The sequence below is a fragment of the Pseudoalteromonas sp. Isolate3 genome (assembly GCF_022398505.1).
Taxonomy (GTDB): Bacteria; Pseudomonadota; Gammaproteobacteria; order Enterobacterales; family Alteromonadaceae; genus Pseudoalteromonas; species Pseudoalteromonas apostichopi.
This window is the reverse complement of the sequence record NZ_JAKEVN010000059.1, coordinates 1-25,206: the sequence shown is the minus strand read 5'-3', so window position 1 is coordinate 25,206 and position 25,206 is coordinate 1. Positions and strand designations below refer to the sequence as shown.

General features: G+C 40.8%; 24 protein-coding genes and 7 tRNA genes. 15 read left to right on the top strand and 16 right to left on the bottom strand.

Translation table 11 applies throughout. The features are described 5' to 3' along the window. Positions 1-64: 64 nt before the first annotated feature. Together L1D46_RS12535 and L1D46_RS12530 are read left to right on the top strand one after the other, a co-directional pair. On the top strand, positions 65-769 hold the full coding sequence (locus L1D46_RS12535) for a SapC family protein (RefSeq protein ID WP_130051881.1): 705 nt from the start codon (positions 65-67) through the stop codon (positions 767-769). Positions 770-894: 125 nt separating this feature from the next. Beyond that, positions 895-1,929 (top strand): isoaspartyl peptidase/L-asparaginase, encoded by a 1,035-nt coding sequence (locus L1D46_RS12530; RefSeq protein WP_239977614.1) that lies wholly within the window; start codon positions 895-897, stop codon positions 1,927-1,929. A 68-nt stretch (positions 1,930-1,997) separates the two neighbouring features. Here the strand turns inward: L1D46_RS12530 and queF are convergent, their stop codons facing one another. Next, positions 1,998-2,843: an NADPH-dependent 7-cyano-7-deazaguanine reductase QueF gene (gene queF, locus L1D46_RS12525; RefSeq protein ID WP_239977613.1), complete on the bottom strand. Its 846-nt coding sequence runs from the start codon at positions 2,841-2,843 to the stop codon at positions 1,998-2,000. A 59-nt stretch (positions 2,844-2,902) separates the two neighbouring features. Between queF and syd the strand changes: the two genes are divergently transcribed. Continuing rightward, positions 2,903-3,442: a SecY-interacting protein gene (syd, locus tag L1D46_RS12520; protein ID WP_239977612.1), complete on the top strand. Its 540-nt coding sequence runs from the start codon at positions 2,903-2,905 to the stop codon at positions 3,440-3,442. Positions 3,443-3,493: 51 nt separating this feature from the next. Here the strand turns inward: syd and L1D46_RS12515 are convergent, their stop codons facing one another. The 3 genes from L1D46_RS12515 to L1D46_RS12505 all read right to left on the bottom strand — a co-directional run bounded on the left by L1D46_RS12515 (position 3,494) and on the right by L1D46_RS12505 (position 4,918). After that, positions 3,494-4,267 carry a Zn-ribbon-containing protein gene (locus L1D46_RS12515; RefSeq protein WP_130051877.1) on the bottom strand — a complete coding sequence of 258 codons (774 nt, stop codon included), beginning with the start codon at positions 4,265-4,267 and terminating at the stop codon, positions 3,494-3,496. Further along, positions 4,267-4,533, bottom strand: coding sequence for a hypothetical protein (locus L1D46_RS12510; RefSeq protein WP_130051876.1), 267 nt, complete (start codon positions 4,531-4,533; stop codon positions 4,267-4,269). Before L1D46_RS12510 ends, L1D46_RS12515 begins: the two co-directional genes overlap by 1 nt. 154 nt (positions 4,534-4,687) lie before the next feature. After that, a complete protein-coding gene (locus tag L1D46_RS12505; protein ID WP_036969581.1) occupies positions 4,688-4,918 on the bottom strand; it encodes a DUF2789 domain-containing protein in 231 nt (76 codons plus the stop codon). Between the two features lie 147 nt (positions 4,919-5,065). Between L1D46_RS12505 and L1D46_RS12500 the strand changes: the two genes are divergently transcribed. Continuing rightward, on the top strand, positions 5,066-5,713 hold the full coding sequence (locus L1D46_RS12500; protein ID WP_167658497.1) for a GNAT family N-acetyltransferase: 648 nt from the start codon (positions 5,066-5,068) through the stop codon (positions 5,711-5,713). Between the two features lie 732 nt (positions 5,714-6,445). Here the strand turns inward: L1D46_RS12500 and L1D46_RS12495 are convergent. Both L1D46_RS12495 and L1D46_RS12490 read right to left on the bottom strand, forming a co-directional pair. Further along, complete coding sequence (locus L1D46_RS12495) at positions 6,446-6,745, bottom strand: DUF3301 domain-containing protein (protein WP_130051874.1); 300 nt, start codon at positions 6,743-6,745, stop codon at positions 6,446-6,448. Next, positions 6,746-7,774 (bottom strand): DUF3549 family protein, encoded by a 1,029-nt coding sequence (locus L1D46_RS12490; RefSeq protein WP_239977611.1) that lies wholly within the window; start codon positions 7,772-7,774, stop codon positions 6,746-6,748. 126 nt (positions 7,775-7,900) lie between these two features. Here L1D46_RS12490 and L1D46_RS12485 point away from each other — a divergent pair, with 126 nt between their 5' ends. From L1D46_RS12485 to msrB, 11 genes are all read left to right on the top strand, one after another. Next, entirely contained in the window at positions 7,901-8,215 is a 315-nt protein-coding gene (locus L1D46_RS12485; protein ID WP_130051872.1) for a YqcC family protein, read from the top strand. A 1-nt stretch (position 8,216) separates the two neighbouring features. Continuing rightward, positions 8,217-8,990: a tRNA pseudouridine(65) synthase TruC gene (gene truC, locus L1D46_RS12480; RefSeq protein WP_130051871.1), complete on the top strand. Its 774-nt coding sequence runs from the start codon at positions 8,217-8,219 to the stop codon at positions 8,988-8,990. Next, positions 8,977-9,423 (top strand): flavodoxin, encoded by a 447-nt coding sequence (locus L1D46_RS12475; RefSeq protein ID WP_130051870.1) that lies wholly within the window; start codon positions 8,977-8,979, stop codon positions 9,421-9,423. Before truC ends, L1D46_RS12475 begins: the two co-directional genes overlap by 14 nt. Before the next feature lie 111 nt (positions 9,424-9,534). Continuing rightward, positions 9,535-10,266: an RNA methyltransferase gene (locus tag L1D46_RS12470; protein ID WP_178926793.1), complete on the top strand. Its 732-nt coding sequence runs from the start codon at positions 9,535-9,537 to the stop codon at positions 10,264-10,266. Positions 10,267-10,326: 60 nt separating this feature from the next. Next, positions 10,327-13,728 (top strand): AAA family ATPase, encoded by a 3,402-nt coding sequence (locus tag L1D46_RS12465; protein WP_239977610.1) that lies wholly within the window; start codon positions 10,327-10,329, stop codon positions 13,726-13,728. 37 nt (positions 13,729-13,765) lie between these two features. Beyond that, positions 13,766-14,494 (top strand): cell division protein ZipA, encoded by a 729-nt coding sequence (zipA, locus tag L1D46_RS12460; RefSeq protein WP_130051867.1) that lies wholly within the window; start codon positions 13,766-13,768, stop codon positions 14,492-14,494. A gap of 83 nt (positions 14,495-14,577) precedes the next feature. Next, positions 14,578-16,599, top strand: coding sequence for an NAD-dependent DNA ligase LigA (ligA, locus tag L1D46_RS12455; protein WP_239977609.1), 2,022 nt, complete (start codon positions 14,578-14,580; stop codon positions 16,597-16,599). Continuing rightward, complete coding sequence (locus L1D46_RS12450; protein WP_239977608.1) at positions 16,592-16,936, top strand: DUF3392 family protein; 345 nt, start codon at positions 16,592-16,594, stop codon at positions 16,934-16,936. Before ligA ends, L1D46_RS12450 begins: the two co-directional genes overlap by 8 nt. Beyond that, a complete protein-coding gene (locus L1D46_RS12445) occupies positions 16,933-17,421 on the top strand; it encodes a DUF2919 domain-containing protein (RefSeq protein ID WP_178926797.1) in 489 nt (162 codons plus the stop codon). Before L1D46_RS12450 ends, L1D46_RS12445 begins: the two co-directional genes overlap by 4 nt. A 9-nt stretch (positions 17,422-17,430) precedes the next feature. Then, positions 17,431-17,883, top strand: a complete 453-nt coding sequence (locus L1D46_RS12440; protein WP_239977607.1) for a hypothetical protein — start codon at positions 17,431-17,433, stop codon at positions 17,881-17,883. Between the two features lie 68 nt (positions 17,884-17,951). After that, a complete protein-coding gene (gene msrB, locus L1D46_RS12435) occupies positions 17,952-18,395 on the top strand; it encodes a peptide-methionine (R)-S-oxide reductase MsrB (protein WP_167658506.1) in 444 nt (147 codons plus the stop codon). Here msrB and L1D46_RS12430 read toward each other — a convergent pair. The 10 genes from L1D46_RS12430 to L1D46_RS12385 all read right to left on the bottom strand — a co-directional run bounded on the left by L1D46_RS12430 (position 18,392) and on the right by L1D46_RS12385 (position 24,840). Continuing rightward, positions 18,392-20,341, bottom strand: coding sequence for an ATP-binding protein (locus L1D46_RS12430; protein WP_239977606.1), 1,950 nt, complete (start codon positions 20,339-20,341; stop codon positions 18,392-18,394). The genes msrB and L1D46_RS12430 overlap by 4 nt on opposite strands. After that, entirely contained in the window at positions 20,338-21,702 is a 1,365-nt protein-coding gene (locus tag L1D46_RS12425) for an extracellular solute-binding protein (RefSeq protein WP_239977605.1), read from the bottom strand. Before L1D46_RS12425 ends, L1D46_RS12430 begins: the two co-directional genes overlap by 4 nt. 19 nt (positions 21,703-21,721) lie before the next feature. Continuing rightward, positions 21,722-23,356, bottom strand: coding sequence for a response regulator (locus L1D46_RS12420; protein WP_239977604.1), 1,635 nt, complete (start codon positions 23,354-23,356; stop codon positions 21,722-21,724). 740 nt (positions 23,357-24,096) lie between these two features. Beyond that, positions 24,097-24,172 (bottom strand) — tRNA-Val (locus L1D46_RS12415). A gap of 33 nt (positions 24,173-24,205) precedes the next feature. Continuing rightward, positions 24,206-24,281 (bottom strand) — tRNA-Val (locus L1D46_RS12410). A 35-nt stretch (positions 24,282-24,316) separates the two neighbouring features. Next, positions 24,317-24,392: transfer RNA gene (locus L1D46_RS12405), tRNA-Val, on the bottom strand. A gap of 43 nt (positions 24,393-24,435) precedes the next feature. Then, positions 24,436-24,511, bottom strand: a tRNA-Val gene (locus L1D46_RS12400). Between the two features lie 39 nt (positions 24,512-24,550). Then, positions 24,551-24,626, bottom strand: a tRNA-Val gene (locus L1D46_RS12395). 26 nt (positions 24,627-24,652) lie between these two features. Beyond that, a tRNA-Val gene (locus L1D46_RS12390) sits at positions 24,653-24,728 on the bottom strand. Positions 24,729-24,764: 36 nt separating this feature from the next. Beyond that, positions 24,765-24,840, bottom strand: a tRNA-Val gene (locus tag L1D46_RS12385). Positions 24,841-25,206 lie beyond the last annotated feature (366 nt).

The window sequence follows — 25,206 nt, the reverse complement described above, 5'->3', positions numbered from 1 at the left end:
GCCAAAACCTATAGGCTTTGGGCACTAACAGCAAAAACATATATAAAATTAATGGAGCAGTATCATGGCGGAGCAACAAGTACAGCCTTTACATAACGAAAAACATGCCAACATTAAAGTTCAAAATGGCATCAACATTGAGTTCATGAAAACTCAGCACTTAGTACCTGTGGTTGCACACGAATTTGCACGCATGGCAAATGAATTCCCAATGGCATTTGTTAAAAACAACGAATCAGGCCAATTCCAAGCAGTTGCTTTATTTGGTCTAGAGCCAGGCGAAAACCTTTTCATTCAAGATGATAAATGGACAGCTGCATTTGCACCTATGTCTATGACTCGTTACCCTCTTGGTCTTGTTAAGCACCCAGAAGCTGATCAGTTTGGTATTGTAATCGACGAAGCAAGCCCGCTTGTAAGCGAAGAAACGGGTAACGCACTTTTCGAAAACGGTGAAGAAACTGAATACCTTAAGCGTCGTAAAGAAGCACTTGTTTCTTTCATTGAGTTTTCTCAGGTAACTGAAGCATTCACTAAATACCTTGCAGATAAAGAACTACTTGTTGCACAAACGCTAACTGTAGAAATCAAAGGTGAGAAAAAAGACATCAACGGTATTTACCTTGTTGATGAGAAAAAACTTAACTCACTAAGCGATGAAGAGTTCTTAGATCTTCGTAAACGTGGCTATTTAGCACCTATCTACTCTTTCTTAACGTCTACTCACCAAGTAGCTCGTTTAGCACGTTTAAAAGCAGCAAAAGCTTAATTTTAAACTGCTAAAAAAAAAGCGCCATTAGGCGCTTTTTTTGTTTCTTTCATCGGTTAATGCTTGAAAAGCAGCGCCGAATTATTCACATTGGGCTTACAACTAAAAGAAATATAAGTGCCCCTATGCTAAAAACATTACTCACCTCAGCCATTGCGCTTAGCGCATTATCATTAAGTACTTTAAGTCACAGTGCCGAGCAGCCCTTTGCTATTGCCATTCATGGTGGTGCAGGGACGATTGAAAAGAGCCGCTTTACTCCAGAGCAAGAAAAAGCTTATCGCGCAAAATTAAAAGAAGCAGTAGAAACAGGCTATACCGTGCTTGAAAAAGGCGGCGAGAGCCTAGATGCCATCACCGCGGCAATTAATGTACTTGAGAACTCTCCGTATTTTAACGCCGGTCGCGGTGCTGTATATACCTATGATGGTGTCCATGAGCTTGACGCATCAATTATGGATGGCCGTACGCGCCAAGCAGGTGCTGTTGCTGGGGTTAAACATATTGAAAACCCCATCAATCTTGCTCGCCTAGTGATGGAAAAATCAGTGCATGTCATGCTCAGTGGTCAAGGTGCAGAAGAGTTTGCAAAAACGCAAGGTATGCCGCTGGTTGAAAACAACCTATTCGATACAGAAAATCGCTACAAAGCGTTATTAAAAGCGAAAGAAAAACTCGATAAACAAAAAGTAACGAGCAAAGATTACCAAGCAGCACACAAAGCGCTACCAGTTAATTATAAAATGGGTACGGTAGGTGCGGTTGCACTTGATAAAAACGGCAATATTGCTGCAGGTACTTCAACCGGTGGTATGACGGCAAAACGCTTTGGCAGAGTAGGCGACGCACCAGTAATTGGTGCAGGTACTTTTGCTGAGAACGAATCATGTGCAGTATCTGCAACCGGCCATGGTGAGTATTTCATTCGTTACAATGTGGCAGCAGACATTTGTGCTCGCGTAAAATACCAAGGTAAAACTATTGTTGAAGCAGGTAACGAAGTGATCCATGATGTTTTAATGCCAGTGGGTGGTACTGGTGGAGTGATCATCATTGATACCAAAGGTAATATTAGTTTGCCGTTTAACACTGCCGGAATGTATCGTGCGAGTAAATCAAATACATCACCAACTTATGTGGGTATTTTTAAAGGCGAATAATGGCATTCAGTAGGTGCCAGACATAAAAAACCGAGTTTGTAACTCGGTTTTTTATTGCTAATAAGGATTTATTGGCGATTAATCTTCACTTTGAATGGTGTTTCGTCTTGATTCGTTGAGCGATAAGGATTGATATCTAAACCGCCTCGGCGTGTATAGCGGGCATATACTTCAAGCTCTTCGAGATTTAGCTGTTGCATTAAATCAAAGTAAATACGCTCTACGCATTGCTCATGAAATTCGTTATGAGTACGAAACGAAATCAAATATTTTAATAAGGCTTCATGGCAAATTGCTTGGCCTTTATAACGAATAATCACACTAGCCCAATCTGGCTGTGAGGTGATCAAACAGTTCGATTTTAGTAAATGGCTGTGCAGTGTTTCTGAGACAATGTCATCACCATGGTGGCGAAGTGAGCTTGCATCAATATCATAGCTCGTAATTTCGATATCAAGGTCATCGATACATTCTCCCGGTAACGCTGTAAATGGTAAACAGTTGAAATCGTCTGCTTGGTATAAATTAACCGTAACAGGCGCATTCACGGCCTCTGACAAGTCTTTACTAAGCGCGTGGTGTACATCTTCAATAGCTGCAAAACGTGTCTGATTAAAACTATTCAGATATAGCTTGAATGATTTTGACTCAATGATGTGACTGCTTTGGCAAGGAAATACAAATATTGCCACAGCGACCATAGGCTTACCCTTGCTATTTAGCCACGATAATTCATAGCCAGTCCAAATATCTTGACCTTTAAATGGTAAGTTATCTTCGCTAACCCCTAATGCATCACGGTTTAGTTTGCGGGCAATAGGAAACAATAAGCTTGGTGTATAGGTATCTACGTACTCTGTGCTTTTACCAAGAACACTGTTTTTCAATTCGGGTGAGTTGCTGTAATCTGTCATCTTTACACTTTTGTAGTTACAATGGAGGCATTATACCTAAAGCCAATGAGTTTCGCAGTATGTCTGTTTCTACAAAATTAGATAAGTTACATCAAGCATTTAGTGAAAAATGCCTAGAACGCACAGGAAAGCTTCCTGTTATTGAACATGATACAGCATGGCCAAGTCCATGTGAGCAGGGCGAGGTTGATGAGCAGGGTCTTATTCAGTGGTGTGCAGTCCCACAGCAACCTGCCGGAAGTTTAGATGACTTAGCCAAAGCGCTTGAGTTATCTTTTCCTGATGACTTAAACCCATTGTTTGGTCATTTATATGCGGGTAATTTGTTATTGAGTGTTGATGATCATCACATTGAACTGCTCCAAGCATGGAATGAAAATGATTTTAGCCGCTTACAGCAAAATATTACCGGTCACGTGCTGATGAAGCGTAAGTTAAAGCAACCAGAAACGGTGTTTATTGGCCTGACAGAACAAGATGATTTACTTATTACTGTGCTAGTAGAAAGTGGTGAGGTTTGCTTAGAATACGTAGGTAAGAAACCACATCATGTGTTAGCAAATAGCATTAGTGAATTTTTAGATAAAGTAACGGTTTAACTGTTTGGTTAAAAAAGGGGCTATTGCCCCTTTTTTGTGTTTGAAAGCAAGTTATTGAAAATCCCACGAGATATTAGAAACAATACCGCAAGGCTCACAACAAAAATCAAATAAACCAAACCAAGGTTCAGATAATTTCCAGTCGCCATCACAGCTTGGGCAGCGACGTTTTAGCTCTGACTCTTTATCCACTCCGCCAACACGATATAAATAATAATAAACCGGCTTCTTTGTTAAGTAACTAATACGCTTAGTGATATCGCGACCACGGCGATATAAGTCACTGTTGATGCTAGTCAGCTCTTCAAGAGCAGGAAATTCACAACGGGTAGCACCATTAATCTGAATTTGATCGCATGCTTGCCAGTCTTCTTGCCATTTTATCAGTGTTTTGTAATCGCCATTGGCAATCGCCGGAATACGAAATAACGGTACGGGTAAAAAGTCATCACCGCAATAAAGAGGGCTGCAGGTGTGAACATAAGTGGTATATAAAATATAGCATGAGGGGTCATTACACATGTCTGCGCCATTTGAGTGAATGTCTTGGCCGACCACTTTAACTTTTGGTGCTAGTAATCCTGCAGTGTTTAATTGCTCAATACTGTGCTTTACAAACGGGCTATGATTGAGTGGATGCATTGCATCTTCGGTTGGGCACATCACTCGGGTAATAAAAAATCCATCCTTTAAAACGGTTGGAAATTCGTCACCAATAATTTGGCCGTTAAAACGAAGTGCATTGACCAGGCGATTTATCGCCTGCTCAGCAAGTTCTAAGGTAGTATCTTGGTAGCAATCAAAAGTCAGATCGACAACAAACATTATTTCTTCTCAAGCAGTGCTAATAACCTATCCAATTTAGCTTCAATACGATCCAATTGACTTTCTTTTGGTGTAATTAGTTGTTCATTCGACGGGTTATTTATGAAATTATTAATTGAATCCGGGTTGTTTTTATATTGGCTAACAGCTGCGATGATCACAGGCATCGGCATTGGTTGAGTTAGCTTACTTTTGGTTAAGGCAACTGTCGGGGTTTTACCTTCATCAAGAAGGGTTTTAATTGCATCAAATACAACGGCATTCATTTTTGTGTTAACTCTTTAATAAAGACTAAAAAGCACCGCAGTATATGGGCTGCAGTGCGCGCGTATGGTAGCAATAATAGATGTGGAGTGAAATTACTTTCCTTATTTACGAGCTAAAAATTGTAATTCGAGCTCGTAAATAAGTTAGCTGAAGTTACTGGCGTAACCTTGCATCTAATTCATCAATCACTTCACTCCAAGCACCATCTTCAGCAAGTGATTCTGCTAAAAAGTGTTGCTGAGCTTCATCCCAAAAAGGTGCCTCCTGCAATAGGGTCGTATCAGACAGTTGATGTGATGCTATAAAAGCATCTATTTCACTTTCTTTGCTTGGCAAACCAAGTTGTGCAAATAGTGTCGAAATGTCATGTTTTGTCGTATCCATAGTTCTGCTCCTTGTGTATGGCGATAATTATTACTGCTTGAACTTAATGATGATGAACAGCAGTTTAACTTACGCTGAATTTGTCTTTAATCGCAGTAGGGTATATACCTTATAGTCTAGTACTAAAATAATAAAACAAATAAAAGGATGAGTATTTTGACAGTTGCTGAACCCGAAACCTTAAGTGTGCAATACCTAAGTGCTGAAGATATTAGCACTGCTGCAAGCCTTATTTATCAGGCTTATCATGATGACCCTGTTCTTCAGAATGTACTAGGTTTTCAAAAAGATAGCCCAAGTAAATATGAAACTAAATTACGTGCTTTGGTGCGTGAAGAGCTGGCAAGTTTTTGGCAAGAAAAACAGCCATTAATAGGCCTTTACTCGCAAAGTAGATTAAAAGCGATTGCTTGTGTATTTGATTCTGCAAGTGAACTACAAGCTGAACGATATTGGCATTGGCGCTTAAAGTTGATGCTCAGTGCAGGCTATTTACAGACAAATCAGCTTATAGAAAAAGAGCGCACTATCCGTGAAGCTCTTTCGAGCAAAGGTCATTATTTGTTTTTAGCCTTCATTGCCGTTGACCCACACTTTCAGGGACAAGGCTTAGGGCGCTATTTGCTTCGTGGTCTTAATGATTTAGTTGAATCAAGCAATCAAGCAAGCGGGTTAGCAGTATTTGTTACCCGCCCTGAGCAACGTGAATTTTTTAGCTCTGAAGGGTTTGACGTATTCAAGGGTCTTAGTTTTAATCAAGTCGAAGGAGATTTGATGTTTAAAGCTGCAAATTGATGAAAGGACGTTTTGGAAATAGCAATGTGAGATAAGTCTTACATTGCTGTGCGCATTGTCAGTTTAATGCTGTTATTTTTGTACCTAAAATCGTTCATCTTAGTGATTTTAAAGGGTTTATTGTTTTTGTCTTTTTTGTGACATGGAAAAAATTACTTTTTATGCCTATCAAGAATTCCTCGTTTCTCTAAACTTAACAATGTCAGTAAGACACAGGTTCAAAGATTGAACTGATGCCAAGGATTAGGATTATGGCAACAAAGCAAGATGCTTAGCAGGAAGCAAAGGGACAAGATCTAGGGAAGCAAGGAAGAACGAGGACACTGCCAGGATGCAGTACAATCGCGGAGCGATTGAAAAGGACTGACCAAAGGATGAATTTAGCAGGAAGCTAAAAGGAGCGTTTGGAAAACGAAGTGGATAGCCATTGACGGCAAGAGGACGGCACTAGGATGTGTTAAATGTTACATGAAGTAGCATGGTGGGTGTATCGGATGTATACCCGTTCAGGGGAAAGATAAAAAGGCAGCTTCGGCGTAAGTAAGGATACTTAATCATGGAAGTAGCAAGATTGGGGCGTGGCTAATAGCTACGCCTTAGTTCTTTATAGGGTTTGCATTTTTCGCAGTAATAGTTAATTTGTAAAACTCGCAACTCGCAACTCGCAACTCGCAACTCGCAACTCGCAACTCGCAACTCGCAACTCGCAACTCGCAACTCGCAACTCGCAACTTAAATCTTATGGGGCGGTATTACTACACTTTTAAGCATTTCATTTTCCATGATCAAAACACCTTGATACACGCTTTGTCCATCACTTGAAAACTCAAAAATAAACTCGCTTTTAATGCCTGGTTTACCGCTTTTTAAAATGCCAATTCTGCGTTTGTTACAAGCAACACTCATCAATTGCACATTCAATTGCTCAATTTGTCTCTGCGCATGAAGGTTAGCAGCTTCGGCTACTTTTCTGTTTAACCAAAAAAAATAGATGATGCTGCCAATGATGATGAGTGTCCACAAACCTGCCATTTACGAAAATAACCTTCCAATTGCTCGAGCGAGTGTTTCGCTACGATTTTCTTGTCTTAATAAACCAAGTAGGTGAGGGCGAATACTAGGAATTGCAACTAAATCGGTGAAAATACTCACAAACAGCTGCTCAATCTCAGTATGGTGCGCACAGCAATCCATAAACACATGTAAGCGGTCAGGGTCTTCTAGCGTGCTAAAACAACGCCCTGCAATCGTTAATAGTACATCAGAGTGGCTGTTCATATCCGAGCGTAATACAGCATCAACAAGTTGTGCAGTTAAACCTTGCGCCGGTGTTTTTGATAAACTTCTAAGAGCTGCGACAAGGGCGATGTCGTCTTTATGCTCTATGGCATTTAAACCATAGGCTAACAATTGCTCTGCAAACACGGGTTCGATTGCAACATGTTCAAGCATGGCACTAAGCGGCTGTAATACTTCTACAGGAAATTGCCCCCAAGCTGCTTGTAGGTTCGCTAAGTTGTTGTCGTTATCTAAACGCATTGCAAAATCAGCAATACCTTGTACTGCAACACTTTGCCAATTATCAAAACCAAGCTTGCCTGAAAAATAAAGCTGAGCATATTCGTAATACTGTGAGGCACTTTGTTTAAGTAAACATTTAACCTGCGCATTAAATGCTGCTAGCTTGTTCGCGTTTGGCGTAAATACATACGGATTGTTATCTAGTTTGCCTTCGGCATTTTCACTGGTAATTTCAGTGCCGAGTGCTTCAATTACCATATTCGCGAAGTGGTCGCGGCTTGCGCTTACTAGGCGGCTTTGCTCATCTAGTGGGAATTTTAAAAACCATACATAAGGTTCTTTAGACGCTTTTACATCCCAAAATTGAATAGCAAGCCAAGCATGACCAGCAAGCGGGTATGGGTAAGGGATTTTTGTCTCTTCAATGGCAAGAAATTGTTTTTTGTCTAATTTAGTGATGTGTCTGCCAATATCGAAGGCACGCCAAGTGGTACCTGCTGCATCCAGAAGTTGCCCTAAAGTGGCGATCTGCTCAGTCATAAAATCTCAATTACCGTTATTAATCTATATCAGTCGTGAATTATACGCCATACCATGGCGCCTTGGAACAGGGTATACTAGGGTCTGTTTACCTTCCCTAAGTAAAAAGGTATTAAGAGTTTTACAATGCATCAACAGACTTTGGCGCTGCTGCGCGAATTAGAATCCACATTACAACGCCATTCATTTTGGCAAACAACAGCCATTGACCCAAGTGCGCTCAATTCAAGTGTACCGTTTTGCCACGACACTATGGCCTTTGAGCAATGGCTGCAATTTGTTTTTCTTGAAAAAATGCATACCTTAATTGCACATGCTCAGCCTTTACCCCGTAATTTTGCAATTGCACCTATGGCTGAAATGATGCTGGCACAACACAGTGGCGGAAATGATGTGATTACCGTTTTACAAAAACTCGATCAACTTTTAAGTGATAACTAACATGCAAGAGATTGTTAAGCCACAATTTGACGAGTTAACGATTTTGTACCGCGATGAAAATTACATTGCGATTGATAAACCGTCAGGTTTATTGGTTCACCGTTCGTTTTTAGATAAACACGAAACCCAATTTGCTATGCAAATGCTGCGTGACCAAATTGGTCAACACGTGTTTCCTGTACATCGTTTAGATAGACCAACGTCCGGCGTATTGCTGTTTGCGTTAAGTTCAGAAGCAGCCCGTGACATGAACCAGTTATTTATTGATGGGCAAATTGAAAAACGTTACTTAGCTTTAGTCAGAGGCTTTTTAAACGAATCAATCTTCTTAGATAAACCTTTAAAAGAAGAGCTTGATAAAATTGCCGATAAGTTTGCTGATCAAGATAAAGCACCGCAAGAAGCACAAACGCAATTTCATTGCCTGCACCAAGCAAGCTTACCTATTCCAATAGGTAAGTACCCAACAGTTCGTTACTCGCTGGTGGAGTGTTTTCCAAAAACTGGTCGCAAGCATCAAATTCGTCGTCATTTAAAGCATTTATCATTGCCAATTATTGGTGATGTAAATCATGGTGATAATCAGCATAATCAATTTTTTAGAGAACATTTTCAGCTTCGTCGTTTAATGTTATTTGCCTCTGAATTAAAGTTTGTGCACCCTTATAGCAAGCAACCAATAACAATTAAAGCGCCATTAGGCGATGCAATGTTAACGATTTGCCAGCAACTTGGCTGGCCAACAGAAGAAAAGGATTATTATGGCAACCATTAGTATTTTTGTCGGCAGTGTTTACGGCGGTGCCGAGCGCTTAAGCGAACAAGTTATTGAAGTCATTGAAAAGTCAGAGCATCAAGCGCAATTAGTTGAAAATGGCACGGTTGATGACATGCTGGCAGCGTCACATATTTTAGTGATCACATCAACGACGGGTCAGGGGGATATTCCTGATAACTTAGTCGCTTTATACAGCCAACTGAATGATCAATTCCCTATGTTAACAGGCAAGCAATACGGCATTATTGCTATGGGTGACCGTAGCTATGGCGATACGTTTTGTGGCGCAGGTCGCAGTTTTGATGAGCTGTTTCGTGATTTACAGGCAAAACCTGTTGGTCATCGTTTAGAAATTGATGCCTGTGAAGATTTTGAGCCTTGGCCTGTTACTGAGCCATGGTTAAATGAATGGCTGACAAAAATTAGCTAGTGTCTCTTAAAAGTGCTGATTGAATAAGCAATTGGCACTTTCCCCTTGGTTTTTCGAGTACAGAATCTGTGACCTTGGTGATATACTAGAACATCATTTTATGAGGCTGTTATGATTTCAAAAAACCAACTGAAACTAATTCGTGCATTAGGTCAAAAGAAATACCGAAAGCAATATAACCAGTACCTTGTTCAAGGCGAAAAAAATGTACTTGAATTACTAAACAGTGGTTTAAGTGTTGCCCATATTTTTGCGACCCCTGCATTTATTTCTGCGCACCAATCTGCGCTTGCAGCCCATCAAGTCATTGAAGCAGACGAAGACAGCCTAACTAAAGCCAGTACGCTCGTTAGTAACAACGCCGCCATTGCTGTTGTTGATATGCCAAGTCAGCAAGCATTACCAACATCAGGACTTATTTTAGCCCTTGATGGTGTGTCGGATCCGGGGAATTTAGGAACGATTATTCGTGTTGCTGATTGGTATGGTATTAAGCATATTGTTACCAGCACAGACAGTGCGGATGCTTATAACCCGAAAACTATTAGCGCAACCATGGGCTCATTTGCTCGCGTGTGTGTCTCACAAACCGACTTAACCAGTTACTTACCTAGCTTAAATCTTCCTGTGTATGGTGCATTTTTAGAAGGTGAGAACATTCACAAAACTGCTCTAAAGCAAGATGCGGTATTACTTATGGGCAGTGAATCTCATGGTATACGTGCTGATTGCGAAAGCTTAGTTACTGATAAAATAACCATTCCGGCTTATGGCCAAGCAGAATCGCTTAATGTAGCCATGGCAACGGGTATTATTTTAGATAATTTTAAGCGCCACGCTTAACCTTTTACCCTAAAATGGGTTAAATTGAAGAATAACAATAAAAATCGGTAAAACAATTAGATGCGCTTAAGCACCATAAAATTAGCGGGTTTCAAATCGTTTGTTGAACCCACTAAGATACCATTTCCTGATCAGATGACGTGTGTTGTCGGCCCGAACGGCTGTGGCAAATCAAATGTCATCGATGCAGTGCGTTGGGTGCTAGGTGAAAGCTCAGCTAAAAACTTACGTGGCGATGCCATGACCGATGTTATTTTTAATGGCTCTACTAATCGAAAACCTATTTCGCAAGCCTCTGTTGAATTAGTTTTTGATAACACTAGTGGTCACCTTCCAAATACCTTTGCTGATCGAAACCAAGTGGCGATTAAGCGTTTAGTGACGCGAGATGGCCAGTCAATTTATTTCCTAAATGGCAGTAAATGCCGTAAGCGTGATATTACCGATATCTTTTTAGGCACTGGTCTTGGCCCGCGCAGCTATGCGATTATTGAGCAGGGCATGATCTCGCGTTTAATTGAGAGCAAACCGGCTGATTTACGTGTTTTTTTAGAGGAAGCCGCGGGGGTTTCAAAATACAAAGAGCGTCGACGTGAAACGCAAACCCGCATTAAAAGTACCCGCGAAAACCTTGAACGTTTACTTGATGTAAGACAGGAATTACAAACACAGCTTGATAAGCTTGCGGTGCAATCAGTCGATGCTAAAAAATACCGAGAGCTAAAAGCCACTGAGCGCACCTTAAAAGGGCAAATTGCGGTTTTAAAGTGGCAGAAGTTACACCAACAACAAATCGAGAAAGCTGAGCAAATTAATAAACTTAAAGAGCAAATCAAGTTCTTTAAAGAAGCGCATTCTGGCCATGATGATGTTTTAGCAAGTCTTGAAAATCAGGTGCAGCTTGAGCAGCAAAAACTGCAAGACGCACAGCAGGCTCAGCATCAAACACACACTGATTTGACGCGCAAAGAGCAGCAACAGATCAGCTTAAAGCAGCAACAGCAAACACTTAGCCAAAACCTTATCAAACAGCAACAACTGCAGTTACAAAATAAAGAGCTGCAAGAAGAGCAACACGCCTCAGCCGCCATTTTACAAGAGCAGCTACAAGAAGCGATTGAGCAAAGTTTGTTGTGCGCTGAGCAAGTAGCAGAGGTTGAAGAACAAGTTGCTTTGCAACAGCAAAGCACGCAAAGTGCTAATGAGCAATATCAAAGCGTATTACAGAAAAATCAAGCTCATAGCAGTGATATTACTGTCGCAAAAAGTCAGCTAAGGCATTTTGCACAGACACTTGCACAACTTGAATCTCAGCAGGCACAACTCGCCGCTGAAATTAGTGAGCTTGAAGCCACCCCAGTTGCAGCACAAATTGCTGAGCAGCAACAGCATATTCAAACATTGACAAAAGAACTTGCGCAGCAGCAAAGTGCGCTGAATAAGCTAACTCAGAATCTAGAACAAGCTGATAAAGAGCAACAGCACTTAGAACAGGATTTTAGACGGGTTCAACAGCACAGTAATGAAAATAGAGCCAGCATTGCTGCGCTTAATTCCTTGCTAGTAGAGCAAACTGACAGCGCGAGTGTCTCTTTATTAGCGCAGTTAAAAGTTACTTCTGGCTTTGAGCCTTTAGTTGAGCAAGCTCTGCTAGGTCTAGAGCATCTAAAGGTGAATCAACATAAAGAGGCTAACAGTGTTTGGCCTGCGACTGATAGTGCTGCGTTACCAAAAGAGTCATTAGCTAATTATATCGAAACGGGTGTTTACCCTGATTTATTAGCACGGTTTGCTTTTCAACCCCATTTTGATGAAGCTATTTTAGCGGATCCTTTTTGGTTAGCTGTTATTGATGAAGAAGGCCATATTCATGGGCGTAACTTTCACTCTAATGCCAATAAAGACGCCGATAATTCATTGCTTTTAAAGCATGCCCAGCTCAGTGATGCACAGCAGTTAGATGAAGAACTCAACGAGCAATTAGAAACAAAGCAGCAATTGCTAAATGAGCATCTAGCACATAAGAAAACGCTTATCGCTGACAAAGAGCAATACAGAGAGCGAATTCACCAAGCGGCTCAGCAGATAGCATCGGCCAGCACGCGACGTGACATGTTGCTAGAGCAGCAAACGCAGTGGCAAAACCAGCTTGTAAAGTTACAGCAGCGTCAAACTTTATTGGCTGAGCAAAAGCAAAATGCTGATGAGCAGCAACAAACTCAGCAGTGTTTACTTGAACAATTGCTAGAGCAGCAATTAGAACTTGAAATTGAGTTAGAGCAAGCAAAACACCAGCAAACTAAGGCAAATAACCGTTATCGCCAAGTTGCTTCTCAGCTTGAGCAATATAAAACTCAGGCGCATCAAGCAAACTTGGCTGAGCAAAAAGCTCGCAGTGAGTGTCAACTTAGCGAAACTAAATTGCAACACGCCAATGCAGCGCAAAATGCTGCGAGTGAAGCGGTATTAGAGCTCAACGAGCAGCTAGAAGAATTAGTGATCCCGCTTGAAGAGGTGGCAGAGCAAATTATGCTACTGCTTGAAAAGCATGAACAAAGTGATGTTGAGCTGAAAAACTTGCAAGCGGCCTTGAGTCAAGCTAAAAAGGATCTTGCTGATAAGCAAACAGCGCTGAAATCATCGCAATCTGAGCTAGTTACGCTACAAGAGCAGTTGCAAGCATTAGCACTGGATGAGCAAAGTTTAATCGTTAAAGCTCAAGCGGCTTTAGAGCCTCTTGCAGAACTGGAACAAAATTTAAAAACAGTACTTGAAGAATTGCCTGACAATGCCAATTTAAATAGCATGCAAACTAGGCTGACAAAAACCACACAAGCTTTAAATGAGCTCGGCGCTGTGAATTTAGCGGCAATTGATGAGTTTGAGCTGGCTAAACAACGCAGCGATTATTTAAATCAGCAACTTGATGATTTAACGCAAGCGCTAAATACCCTGGAAGGGGCGATTCAAAAAATAGACCGAGAAACAAAAAACCGTTTTAAGGCGACGTTTGAACAAGTAAATACAGACTTTGGGGAATTATTCCCGAAAGTATTTGGTGGTGGCAGTGCTTACCTCGAATTGACCAGTGATGATCTACTTGAAAGTGGGGTGAGCATCATGGCTAGACCACCAGGAAAGAAAAATTCGACAATTCACCTGCTTAGTGGTGGAGAAAAAGCGCTGACCGCATTATCATTGGTGTTTTCAATATTCAGGCTCAATCCAGCTCCATTCTGTATGCTAGATGAAGTGGATGCACCATTGGATGATGCGAACGTGGGTCGTTTTTGCCGTTTGGTAGAAGAGATGTCACAATCAGTACAATTTATTTATATTAGTCATAACAAAATTGCTATGGAAATGGCAGGCAGGTTGACTGGTGTAACTATGGCTGAGCCAGGCGTATCTCGTATGGTGGCTGTAGATATAGAACAAGCTGTGCAAATGGCACAAGCATAAAATTTAATTAGGCATATCAAATAATAAAGGTGAGGGGATGGCCGAAGAATTAAGATGGGCTTTAATCGTAATCAGTGTATTTGTCATTGGTGGTTTATTAATTCACGGCTTATGGTCGGTGCGAAAAAAGGACAGTCCAGATGCGCCTTCAGTGGAACGGGTTGAACCAACTGAAACAACCAGTGAAGTTCAAGAACCAACGAAAGCAATGTCACAAGAGCGTGATGAACCAGAGTTTGGTGATTTAAGCTTTTCAGCAGAAAGTCACGATGAACCGGTTGTTTCAGAAGAAGTGGTTGAAGAAACTGAGATTCAGCAAGAAGAAACAGATCAAGAGCAAGCAGATGCTCAAGGACCAAGTGATTTCATTATTGTGCATTTGCAAATGCCAGAAGGCTTAACCATGGCTGGCAGCCAACTATTACCAGCTGTTAATATGTTAGGTTTTAAGTACTCTGAAGAAGGTTTCTTTAACCGTCATTTAGACCCAGCAGGCACTGGTCCTGTTTTATTCCGTTTAGTGAATATGTATAACCCTGGCACGTTCGATATTGATAATATGGAACAATTTAGCACGGCGGGAATTAGCTTATTTATGACCCTTCCATGTGATGGTGATGGTCTAAGTGCATTTAATATGTTGCATAGTGCAGCTAAAAAGTTAGCCGATGAATTTGGCGCAACTATTTTAGATAGCAACCGTGAAGAAATGACGGTTGAAAGCGTTCGTGAGTATGTTGAGAAAGTTCGCAGCTTTTCAGCTTAATCGCACGCACAGATGATAAGTATTAGGCCACTTGGCGTTAAGTCGTCTAAGTGGCTTTTTTTATGTAGATTTTTGAGGTTTTCATGTCCAGCCCTATCTTTGAGCAAATTAGCCAACTACGTGCCCAGTTAGAAGAGCATAACCATAATTACTATGTGCTGGATGCACCAAGCATTCCTGATGCTGAATATGACCGTCTAATGCGTGAGTTAAGTGCGCTTGAGCAAGCGAATCCTGAGTTTCAAAGCCCAGATTCACCCACGCAAAAAGTCGGTGGCGCTGCACTTGATAAGTTTGAACAAGTAACTCACCAAGTGCCTATGCTGTCACTTGATAATGCTTTTTCAGAAGAAGAGTTTGCTGCCTTTAATCGTCGTATAAAAGAACGTGTAATGGATAACAAAGAGCTAACCTTTTGCTGTGAGCCAAAGCTTGATGGTTTAGCGGTATCAATTATTTATCGTAATGGCGTTTTAGTACAAGCCGCGACTCGTGGCGATGGCATGGTGGGCGAAAATATCACCCAGAATGTAAAAACGATTCGCAATGTACCGCTGAAGTTACGTGGCGATGACTTCCCCGCAGAACTAGAAGTACGCGGTGAAGTATTTATGGATAGCGCTGGTTTTGCCAAGCTTAATAGTGAAGCTGAAAAACGCGGCGACAAGGTGTTTGTAAACCCGCGTAATGCTGCTGCTGGTAGCCTACGCCAGCTTGATTCTAAAGTAACAGCAAAACGTCCACTGATGTTTTATGCCTACAGTACTGGGCTTGTTGCGGATGGGCAGCTACCAGAAGATCATTATCAACAGCTTGCTAAACTTACTGATTGGGGGTTACCTCTGTGTCCAGAAACAAAACTCGTTGAAGGTCAGCAAGCTGCTCTTGATTATTATCAAGACATCTTGACGCGTCGTAGTGATCTTGCCTACGAAATTGACGGTGTTGTTATCAAAGTAAACGACAAAAAGCTACAAGAGCGTTTAGGCTTTGTGGCACGTGCACCACGCTGGGCAATTGCCTTTAAGTTTCCCGCACAAGAAGAAATCACACAATTACTTGATGTTGAGTTTCAGGTAGGTCGCACTGGCGCAATTACACCAGTTGCACGACTAGAGCCAGTATTTGTGGGGGGCGTTACAGTGTCTAATGCAACGCTTCATAACGGCGATGAAATTGCCCGTTTAGGCGTTAAAATTGGCGATACCGTGATTATACGTCGTGCGGGTGATGTTATTCCGCAAATTACCCAAGTTGTACTTGAACGTCGCCCTGACGATGCTAAAGACATTGAATTTCCTGCTACTTGCCCAATTTGTGACTCACATGTGGAACGCATTGAAGGTGAAGCGGTTGCTCGTTGTACAGGTGGCTTAGTTTGCCAAGCGCAGCGTAAGCAAGCAATTAAGCACTTTGCGTCACGTAAAGCGCTTGATGTCGATGGCTTAGGCGATAAGATAGTTGACCAGCTTGTAGATCGAGAGCTTATTAAAACGCCTGCTGACTTATTTATCCTAAAACAAGGGCATTTTGAATCCCTAGAGCGAATGGGCCCTAAATCTGCTAAGAACTTAGTAAACGCACTACAAGATGCTAAACAAACAACCTTAGCTAAATTCTTATATTCGTTAGGTATTCGTGAAGTGGGTGAAGCAACAGCGCAAAACTTAGCTAACCACTTTTTAACGCTAGAAAAAATTACTCAAGCAAGCGTTGATGCGTTAACTGAAGTAAGCGACGTAGGTGAAATTGTTGCCAAGCACGTTCGTGGCTTCTTTAGCGAAGAGCACAATATGGACGTGGTTAATGCGCTAATTGAACAAGGTATTCATTGGCCAGAGTTAACGGCTCCAAGTGCCGATTCGCAGCCATTAGCTGGCTTAACTTACGTACTGACCGGCACATTGAGCGAGCTTAACCGTAATGATGCAAAAGCACGTTTACAAGCGTTAGGTGCAAAAGTGTCGGGTAGTGTTTCGGCGAAAACAGATGCGCTGATTGCGGGTGAAAAAGCGGGCTCAAAATTAACCAAAGCACAAGACTTAGGTATTGATGTGTTAACTGAGGCTGATCTTATTGCACTTTTAAGTGAGCACAATGGATAGTCTATTGCAGGCATTGTCGTCAGTTGCTTTAACAATCGGCAGCTGGCTGCAACCACACCTTTACAATATTTCATTATTGCTGGTGGTGTGCTTTTTGTCCTTGTATGCAAATGATATTATTAAAGTGACCAAGCGCTTTGTTGCGCGTCGTCACTTTATTATCCGTGTGCTTTGCTTTGTGCTAGTCACCGGGTTTGGCATGGGCTTACTTGTGGTGTTTGTAACTCCATTTTTAAGTAAGCTATTAATGTTACTTGGTGTTAAATGGCTAGCGCTAACACTAATAGCAGCCTTTTTGATACTTGGCGTGATTGCCGATAAGAAGAACCAAATATGAATCGCTATGGCCCAGAATACTGGGATAAACACGGTGCTTATCGTACCCCATTAGCGTTTCATTTAACCTTACTAGTGCTTTTGCGAAGTTATTTTATCTGGATAATAGCGGCGCTGAGTCGCCGCCCTGATTTAGATATAATGTCGCTGTTTTTTAAAGCTAAAAGCGATTTCTTTACAGCAATTGCGATTGCTGCGATTGCCTTATTACCGGCAGTGATCTTTTGCTTACGCAGGCCACAAGAAAACGCCATAAGTGCAAAACGTTTAGCGTCTATTTGGCGGTTTATGCGCTGGCCATTAATTCTGTGTGCAATTACAGATTTAAGCTGGTTAACCTATCAGGCAGCGCACAGCCATTATCAGTTTTCGTTGTTTTTAGCCAGCCAAATGGTACTGGTGTTATGGGTGCTGTTATATTTATTAAAAAGCAGATATCTATCAGTTTTTTTTAATGATTGGCCAGATCCAATAGAGAAAAAATAGGGCAGCACAATGCTGGTAATTAATAAGCTTTTAGCAAAAATATCATTCGCAATCGCGCTCGTTTTAATTGCTTTATGGGTATTTACACCACTTTGGCACAGTGCTGCATTCTCGTTGTTTGTGATGTTATGGGGTTTTATAACCCTATCAAGCCTTTATCGAGTTACGCCGTTATTTGTAGCACGCAATCCCATTACTGACTTATTAAAACGTGATGTGAATCAGCTAGCACTAATAAGCTTAGCGGGTTTATTCGATTTCAAACGCAAAGCTGAGTTTGTATTAATTGGCCAAATAAAGCAGATTGAAATTGGTGAAGGTATCATCCATGTAACTGATATCAATGAGCAGAAATCAACCGCAATATTAAGTGTTCGCAGCGATATAATTAAAAGTCATTTAGAGCAACTACTCTCTGAGCGCGAGCGTTCTAAAATAGATATCCGTTTACAATTAAACTAATGTTGCTTGCCCATTGCAGTGCTTGTGTTGTACTGTGCAACTGTTGTATTCAACCCTGAGGGAACACTATGTTAACTTGGCAAGATATTCTAGAGTTTGCCCATAATGGTAACCCAACACCTCCACGTCGAGTCGAGAAGTCGCCATCTGAGTGGCAAGCTGAGCTCGAACAAGACACATTTTATGTTACTCGCTTAAAAGGCACAGAACGCCCGCACAGCTCTGATTCATGTACATTATTTGAACCTGGTCAATATGCGTGTGCCTGTTGTGACAATTTATTGTTTGACGGCGATGAAAAGTTCGATAGTGGCACCGGCTGGCCTTCGTTTACACAGCCTAGCAGTCTTGAAAGTATTGCTTATGTGGCTGATTCTAGTCATGGTATGCAACGAATAGAAGCTATTTGCAATGTTTGCGACGCGCATTTGGGCCATGTCTTCCCTGACGGTCCACCACCAACTGGTTTACGTTATTGTATGAATGCCATAGCGATGAAAAAACGTGACTAATCTAAATATTGAGCGATGATAAAAATAAGGTGCTCGCGGTAAATTGGCTTACTAATAATGTAGTCTGTCAAAATATTCGATTGCGCCTTATCACCTTTTAGCGTTGACGCTGTAACTGCAATGATTGGAATATGTTTAAAGCGATCATCACTACGAATTAATTGACTTGCCTCCAAACCGCCCATTACGGGCATTTTTAAATCCATAATGATCAAGTCAGGTTGATGTTGCTCCATTTTATTAAGCGCATCTTCTCCGTTGATAGCTGTATCTATAGTAAAGCTCCAGCGTGATAAGAAGGACTCTAAATAGTCTCGGTTATAAGGGATATCATCAACAATTAAAATACGTGCAGGATTAAAATGATAGCTTGAAATGGCAGGGTAATTACGATGCTCAACTTCGGTTTTTGATTCGGCCAATTCAACGTTTGGTAACGATACAATAAATTCACTACCTCGGCCTTTTTCGCTGATCACTGATAAATCACCACCCATTAGCTTGATAAAGCGCAAAGAAATAGCTAGACCTAATCCGGTTCCGCCAAACTCAGAACTACGTTGGCCTTGTACTTGTTCAAAATCATTAAAAATAAGATCTTGTTGATCTTTAGGAATACCTTTACCTGTGTCTTTAACATGAATACATATGTCGATATTACTGTTATCATCGTGAGCTTTAAAGTCAAAATACACTTTGACACTGCCTTGTGCAGTGAACTTAATGGCATTACTGATTAAGTTGGTTAGTACTTGGCGCACTTTATTGCTATCAAGTAATACAGGGGTTGTTAACTCGGGATGAGAGCTTATTTGTAAGTCGAGATCTTTTTGTGCACTGAGTTGTAAAAACATCATATTAAGCTCATGGCACATTTTAGGGATTTCTACACGCTCAATATCGAGTTGCATTTTACCAGCATCGATTTTTGATAAATCTAGAATGTCATTTAGTACATTAAGCAGGGAATTACCCGAGATTGAAATTGCTTCTAAGTAACGACGTTTATTTTTATCTGTTTCGCTATCTTGCAGTAACTGGCTGAAGCCTAACACTGCATTAAGCGGAGTTCTAAGTTCATGGGACATATTGGCTAAAAAGCGGCTTTTAGCCTGATTTGATTGCTCAGCTTGCTCTTTAGCATCAAGATACTCTTGAGTACGTTTAGCAACGGTATCTTCGAGTAAACTATGTTGTTCATGCATGCTGTTAATCTGTTGCCTAACCGCAGCACGCATCATTTTAAAGCCACTGGCAAGGGTGCCAATCTCATCTTGGCTTTTTATGTTAATAGGGCAGTTTAGATCACCAGTGGTCACAGCATGAGAAAACTCAACAAGCTGATCAATTGGCTGCAAGATAATACGGCGAATAATGATGTAGGCGATGATGAGTGCAGTTAAAAGGTAGATTGCAAATAGTGACACAGCATTACTAATGATAGATTTAGTTTTTAATGCTAAGTCTTTATCTGAAAAGCTCACAATAACATAACCGATATTTTCGCCCTGAAAGTTGCTAATTGGTACAGCAACAGCATATTGTTGCTCCATAGCTACAATGGTATTTTGCTTTGGATTAAGCTGCTTTAATAGCATTTGGTTAGTTTCAAGGGTATCAACTTTACTGTTATCAGGATGGGCAGCAATAAAGTTATTTTGATCGATAAAGTAAATCGTCTGTAAGTCATCAAAGGTATTATTTTTTAGAATATTTTTTAATGTTAATCCCTGAATTTTAAGTACCCAACTTCCTACCGTATTGTCTTTAGTTAAGCTTTTTATTTCTGACAACATGGGTGAGACAATAGCGTCAGCTTTTTCACTCATGTTCAAAAGTGTTTGTTCTTTTAGCTCCATAACATGCAAAGACGTACTTGCCCCTAAAATAAGGGTAATGGTAAAGCCGATGATCATTAAAATTTTATGGGCAATACTAATTCTCATTGCTGAATATTGCTCCGTACTTTTAGCGCTTGCATATTAGTGTTTATTTTTTCGTCAGCAGCTTTAATAGATTGCTTTATATCTGCACCATAGAAAATTTGGCTAAAGGTTTGCGAGATAATTTTGCCAATAACAGGAAACTCGACCATACCAGACTGCAGGCGGTCCGGAGTTGCGTGATCAAATACCCATAACATGGTTTTATTAAAGCCAGGCTTGTTTACTAAAGTAAATAGTTTTTCGTGCCACACCTTTTGCCTTGGTGGTGAACCACCGGTACTCAGTAGTGCGGCTGTTTGTTCACTTGTTGCCCATTGAATAAATAACCATGCAGCATGTTTTTCATTTGATTTGCTATTTATCGCGAACGCCCATGCCCATGGCGATGTTTCTCGGGCTATTGGGCCAGCAGGCAAGGGGGCGGCCTCCCATTTATTCCAAATATCAGACTCTTCTGCGGTATCTATTTCATTATAAAAATGAGAGGCCAAAAAGGCCGAGGCAAGTTGGCCTTCTTTAAAAAGGCGACGAATTTCATAAAAGTGAAGTAAGCGGCTGTTATCAGGGGTGCCGAACCCCGTGACTAGATCACGATACACTTGTAAGCTTTTTGCTGTCTGAGGACTACCGAAAACAGATTGACCTTGCTTATTGATAACCTCAGCACCATAAGCTCGCATAATAGGCAAGACTGTCCAGGTGTTTAATCCTGCCCCCGGCAGTGTGCGTGAGGCAAATGCGTGCATACCATTCAAAGAAGGGGTGCGGTCAATAGCCTTTTGCAGCTTAATTTTAGTCGCTTGCAGTTGCTCGTAGGTATTGGGTACTTCTAGGTTGAAGCGCTCGAAAAGATCTTTACGGTAAAAATATATCGGCGCAGAAAAATCAAACGGTAACGAATATAGTGTATCGTCGATCTTACAAAGGGCTAGGCTACGCTCACTAATATCTTCTAACTGATACCACGCTTTGTCTGTAAGTCTAGGGTTTTCAATGTATGGCTGTAAAGGGTCAACCCAGCCTTGGCTTTGAGCTTCACCTAAAAATGTGATTCCCATAGGCAGTACATCATAAAGACCTGTGGCTTCGCTTAAATCTTGATGTCGACGAGCACGCATTTGAGATTGTTCTAAGGCATGAAAACCAACAGAAATTCCTGTTAGCTTTTCAAACAAAGGAATGTAGGGTTTTAAAGCCATAAATGCGGGTTGCTCGTCAGCCAAGATATTTATATGGCTACCCGCTTCACTTCGCCAATTTATAGTTGCTTGCTGCCAATGTTGTAACGTTGCAGAGGCAAAGCTACATTGACAAAAAACCAAAAGCGCAACGCTGAGGGGGAGATTTTTAAGTTTTAACAAACGAAACGCCATAAAGAAGTTACTCTGCAAGTTTAATTTTTAATTTTGCAGCCTGTGCTTTAATTTTTTCGAAACGGGTTACTTGTTCATCTTCTAATGTTTGAGCATCTAACAGGGCAAAACATTTTTTCGCGAGTGTTAAATTAAACGATTGGCCTTGGTTATTTGTATCGAATAAACACTGCAGTAAATTTAAGGCGATGCTGGCATTTTTTGGCATTATTCTAAATGCCTGTGTGAATGCTTCAAGTGCAGTATTTAGCTGGCCTTTATTAAACTGCGTCACAGCGTGGTTATTGAGCTCTTTTGGACCTAACTTAATATCACGCCGCTCAGTTTGTTGCTGTTGAATATAACGTAAATATACCGGATCGCTTATTGATGGGTGACGTTCACAGTGCGTTATTATTTGGTTAAATAGCATCTGTGCTTTGTGGTGAAAACCAAGCTCATGAAACGCTTTCGCCTTATCGAGCGCACCATCTACTGAACGAATTTGAGTGTCACTTTCATCAAGTTGATTGATAAGTGCTTTAGCCTTTTGATGTTCATCCTTTAAATAATGCAAACGCGCATTGAGAACGTCAATCTGTGTTTGGTTATTACTATTAGGAAATTGTTTTTTTAAATCACTCAAGTATTGGTTTGTCTGTCTTGAAATACGATTAACTTGATCGGTCTGATCTGTAGTTAAAGCAAAATCAATACCGGCACGAGCCGCATTTAAATACACATCAGGGTTGTCGTGAATAGAGTGCTTTGCGTAACTAGCAATGTCTTTTTGAGTTAGATAATTCTTTTCGTAGTCGTGATTAAGTAACGATACATGACTCAAGGTTTTTTGACGGTCAATATTACGTGGCGCAATTTCAACAGCTTGACTAAAAAACTGCTGAGCCTCATCAAACTTATGCAGTTTTATTTCTAATCGACCGAGTAAATCAAGAGCAACGAGTCGAGTTTCACTGCGCTGTAACATTGTCTTCAGCATACGATGTGCAAGTGTGTGTTCATTATTGGCAATGAGTGCTTCTACTAAACCTACTTTTGCCCATGTGAATTTTTGAATATCGAGCACTGATTTAAAGAATGTTTTTGCATCTTCAAAGCGTTTGAGGCGAAGTAGGGCATCACCTTTTAATCTCAATAGAATCGCGCTATAACTATTGCCTTTATTTTGCAACAAAGCATCAATTTGTTTAATTGCTTTTGAATCGTTACCATCATCAATAAGCTGATAAACTTGATGGAGGTTGTTCTTGCGTAATAATACTTTTTCTATACGATTTTTTAATTCGTAAATTGTAAATGGTTTAACTAAAAAATCATCTGGTTGTAGCTCAAGCACACTGTGAACCAAAGAACCACTTGTTTCAGCTGAGATAAAAATGAAGCCCGTGGAGTTTTTAATAAGGCGCTTCATTTTCAGCTCTTCATAAAGCTGATAGCCATCTTGATGTTTACTTAAGTTAAATGAACAAACGATGAGGTCAAATTGCTCAATTTGACATTGTTCTTTTGCTGCAATGGCATGCTCTGCAAAACGCAATTGACGAAAGCCCAACCCTTCTAAGGATTGTTTCATATAGCTTTGAGCAAGAGGCAGCTCTTCAACTATTAAAATTTTGGCTTTCGAAAAAATCTTTGCAGGCATTGGACTTGCGACTAAGTGACATTAACAACGACTATAATAAACAGTCTAGCTGCTGACAAGGCAAATTACAGCTTTTGCAGCGATTTAAAATTTACTTTTAGGCTATATCAATAGTGGGGGAGGTTGGTATTAGAGTTTAAATCTCAAATGTCAGATAAAAGGAACTAGATACTAGAGGTTTATATGTGGTGGGTCGTACTGGACTAGAACCATCGAGCCTGTGTTTTGTTAATGGTGGCGATGCTTTTGAAAGCTAAGGGTAAAATAAGGAAATATATTTAATGAAGTGTCTATATGTGGTGGGTCGTACTGGACTTGAATCATCGAGCCTGTGTTTTGTTAATGGTGGCGATGCTTTTGAAAGCTAAGGGTAAAATAAGGAAATATATTTAATGAAGTGTTTATATGTGGTGGGTCGTACTGGACTAGAACCATCGAGCCTGTGTTTTGTTAATGGTGGCGATGCTTTTGAAAGCTAAGGGTAAAACAAGGAAATATATTTAATGAAGTGTCTATATGTGGTGGGTCGTACTGGACTTGAATCATCGAGCCTGTGTTTTGTTAATGGTGGCGATGCTTTTAGAAGCTAAGGGTAAAATAAGGAAATATATTTAATGAAGTGTCTATATGTGGTGGGTCGTATTGGATTAGAACCATCGAGCCTGTGTTTTGTTAATGGTGGCGATGCTTTTGAAAGCTAAGGGTAAATAAGGAAATATATTTAATGAAGTGTTTATATGTGGTGGGTCGTACTGGACTTGAACCAGTGACCCTCGCCTTGTAAGGGCGATGCTCTCCCAACTGAGCTAACGACCCACATATAAATTGCCTAGTGGCTTAAAGATTAAATGGTGGGTCGTACTGGACTTGAACCAGTGACCCTCGCCTTGTAAGGGCGATGCTCTCCCAACTGAGCTAACGACCCATATAATCTTTTTCTTCGCTTACCATCGGTGAAAATGGTGGGTCGTACTGGACTTGAACCAGTGACCCTCGCCTTGTAAGGGCGATGCTCTCCCAACTGAGCTAACGACCCGCGAAGATTAATCTAAATGAGAACACCACTAAAATGTGTTTAATGGTGGGTCGTACTGGACTTGAACCAGTGACCCTCGCCTTGTAAGGGCGATGCTCTCCCAACTGAGCTAACGACCCATTTAGATTTTTTGTAATATGAAAACCATTAGTGAATAATGGTGGGTCGTACTGGACTTGAACCAGTGACCCTCGCCTTGTAAGGGCGATGCTCTCCCAACTGAGCTAACGACCCATATTACATGCAGCCCTATTTCTTAATGGTGGGTCGTACTGGACTTGAACCAGTGACCCTCGCCTTGTAAGGGCGATGCTCTCCCAACTGAGCTAACGACCCATTAAGAATTTAGATATGAACACCATTAGTGAATAATGGTGGGTCGTACTGGACTTGAACCAGTGACCCTCGCCTTGTAAGGGCGATGCTCTCCCAACTGAGCTAACGACCCATATCTAAAACAACTCATTGCTGCGTTGTTGTGGGGCGCTATTATAGATAGAGTTGTAAATGTGTCAACACTTGAATGAGTAAAAATGTGTTAGATGCAGCTTTTATAAACAATGACATGGCATTTAAGCATTTTTTGGTGAACAAATATGCAATTTATATTCATAACCTTGTATTTATAAGTTGATCTATAGCTCTATGACCTTAGTAAAATGATCGAAGTGATATGAAAACAGTAAAGCTTTATAGCAGTTTCTTCGTATCAATAAGTTTGCATCAGTTAAAAGCGACCTATTTTGTATATTAAAAAACAACATAGGGTACGCTTAGTTTCTTTATTTAAAGCTTTAGGTAGCGATCTTTGTTT

Coding starts and splice junctions, on each gene's coding strand:
- L1D46_RS12535 (WP_130051881.1), top strand. CDS start 65: ATGGCGGAGCAACAAGTACAGCCTTTACATAACGAAAAACATGCCAAC.
- L1D46_RS12530 (WP_239977614.1), top strand. CDS start 895: ATGCTAAAAACATTACTCACCTCAGCCATTGCGCTTAGCGCATTATCA.
- queF (WP_239977613.1), bottom strand. CDS start 2,843: ATGACAGATTACAGCAACTCACCCGAATTGAAAAACAGTGTTCTTGGT.
- syd (WP_239977612.1), top strand. CDS start 2,903: ATGTCTGTTTCTACAAAATTAGATAAGTTACATCAAGCATTTAGTGAA.
- L1D46_RS12515 (WP_130051877.1), bottom strand. CDS start 4,267: ATGTTTGTTGTCGATCTGACTTTTGATTGCTACCAAGATACTACCTTA.
- L1D46_RS12510 (WP_130051876.1), bottom strand. CDS start 4,533: ATGAATGCCGTTGTATTTGATGCAATTAAAACCCTTCTTGATGAAGGT.
- L1D46_RS12505 (WP_036969581.1), bottom strand. CDS start 4,918: ATGGATACGACAAAACATGACATTTCGACACTATTTGCACAACTTGGT.
- L1D46_RS12500 (WP_167658497.1), top strand. CDS start 5,066: ATGAGTATTTTGACAGTTGCTGAACCCGAAACCTTAAGTGTGCAATAC.
- L1D46_RS12495 (WP_130051874.1), bottom strand. CDS start 6,745: ATGGCAGGTTTGTGGACACTCATCATCATTGGCAGCATCATCTATTTT.
- L1D46_RS12490 (WP_239977611.1), bottom strand. CDS start 7,774: ATGACTGAGCAGATCGCCACTTTAGGGCAACTTCTGGATGCAGCAGGT.
- L1D46_RS12485 (WP_130051872.1), top strand. CDS start 7,901: ATGCATCAACAGACTTTGGCGCTGCTGCGCGAATTAGAATCCACATTA.
- truC (WP_130051871.1), top strand. CDS start 8,217: ATGCAAGAGATTGTTAAGCCACAATTTGACGAGTTAACGATTTTGTAC.
- L1D46_RS12475 (WP_130051870.1), top strand. CDS start 8,977: ATGGCAACCATTAGTATTTTTGTCGGCAGTGTTTACGGCGGTGCCGAG.
- L1D46_RS12470 (WP_178926793.1), top strand. CDS start 9,535: ATGATTTCAAAAAACCAACTGAAACTAATTCGTGCATTAGGTCAAAAG.
- L1D46_RS12465 (WP_239977610.1), top strand. CDS start 10,327: ATGCGCTTAAGCACCATAAAATTAGCGGGTTTCAAATCGTTTGTTGAA.
- zipA (WP_130051867.1), top strand. CDS start 13,766: ATGGCCGAAGAATTAAGATGGGCTTTAATCGTAATCAGTGTATTTGTC.
- ligA (WP_239977609.1), top strand. CDS start 14,578: ATGTCCAGCCCTATCTTTGAGCAAATTAGCCAACTACGTGCCCAGTTA.
- L1D46_RS12450 (WP_239977608.1), top strand. CDS start 16,592: ATGGATAGTCTATTGCAGGCATTGTCGTCAGTTGCTTTAACAATCGGC.
- L1D46_RS12445 (WP_178926797.1), top strand. CDS start 16,933: ATGAATCGCTATGGCCCAGAATACTGGGATAAACACGGTGCTTATCGT.
- L1D46_RS12440 (WP_239977607.1), top strand. CDS start 17,431: ATGCTGGTAATTAATAAGCTTTTAGCAAAAATATCATTCGCAATCGCG.
- msrB (WP_167658506.1), top strand. CDS start 17,952: ATGTTAACTTGGCAAGATATTCTAGAGTTTGCCCATAATGGTAACCCA.
- L1D46_RS12430 (WP_239977606.1), bottom strand. CDS start 20,341: ATGAGAATTAGTATTGCCCATAAAATTTTAATGATCATCGGCTTTACC.
- L1D46_RS12420 (WP_239977604.1), bottom strand. CDS start 23,356: ATGCCTGCAAAGATTTTTTCGAAAGCCAAAATTTTAATAGTTGAAGAG.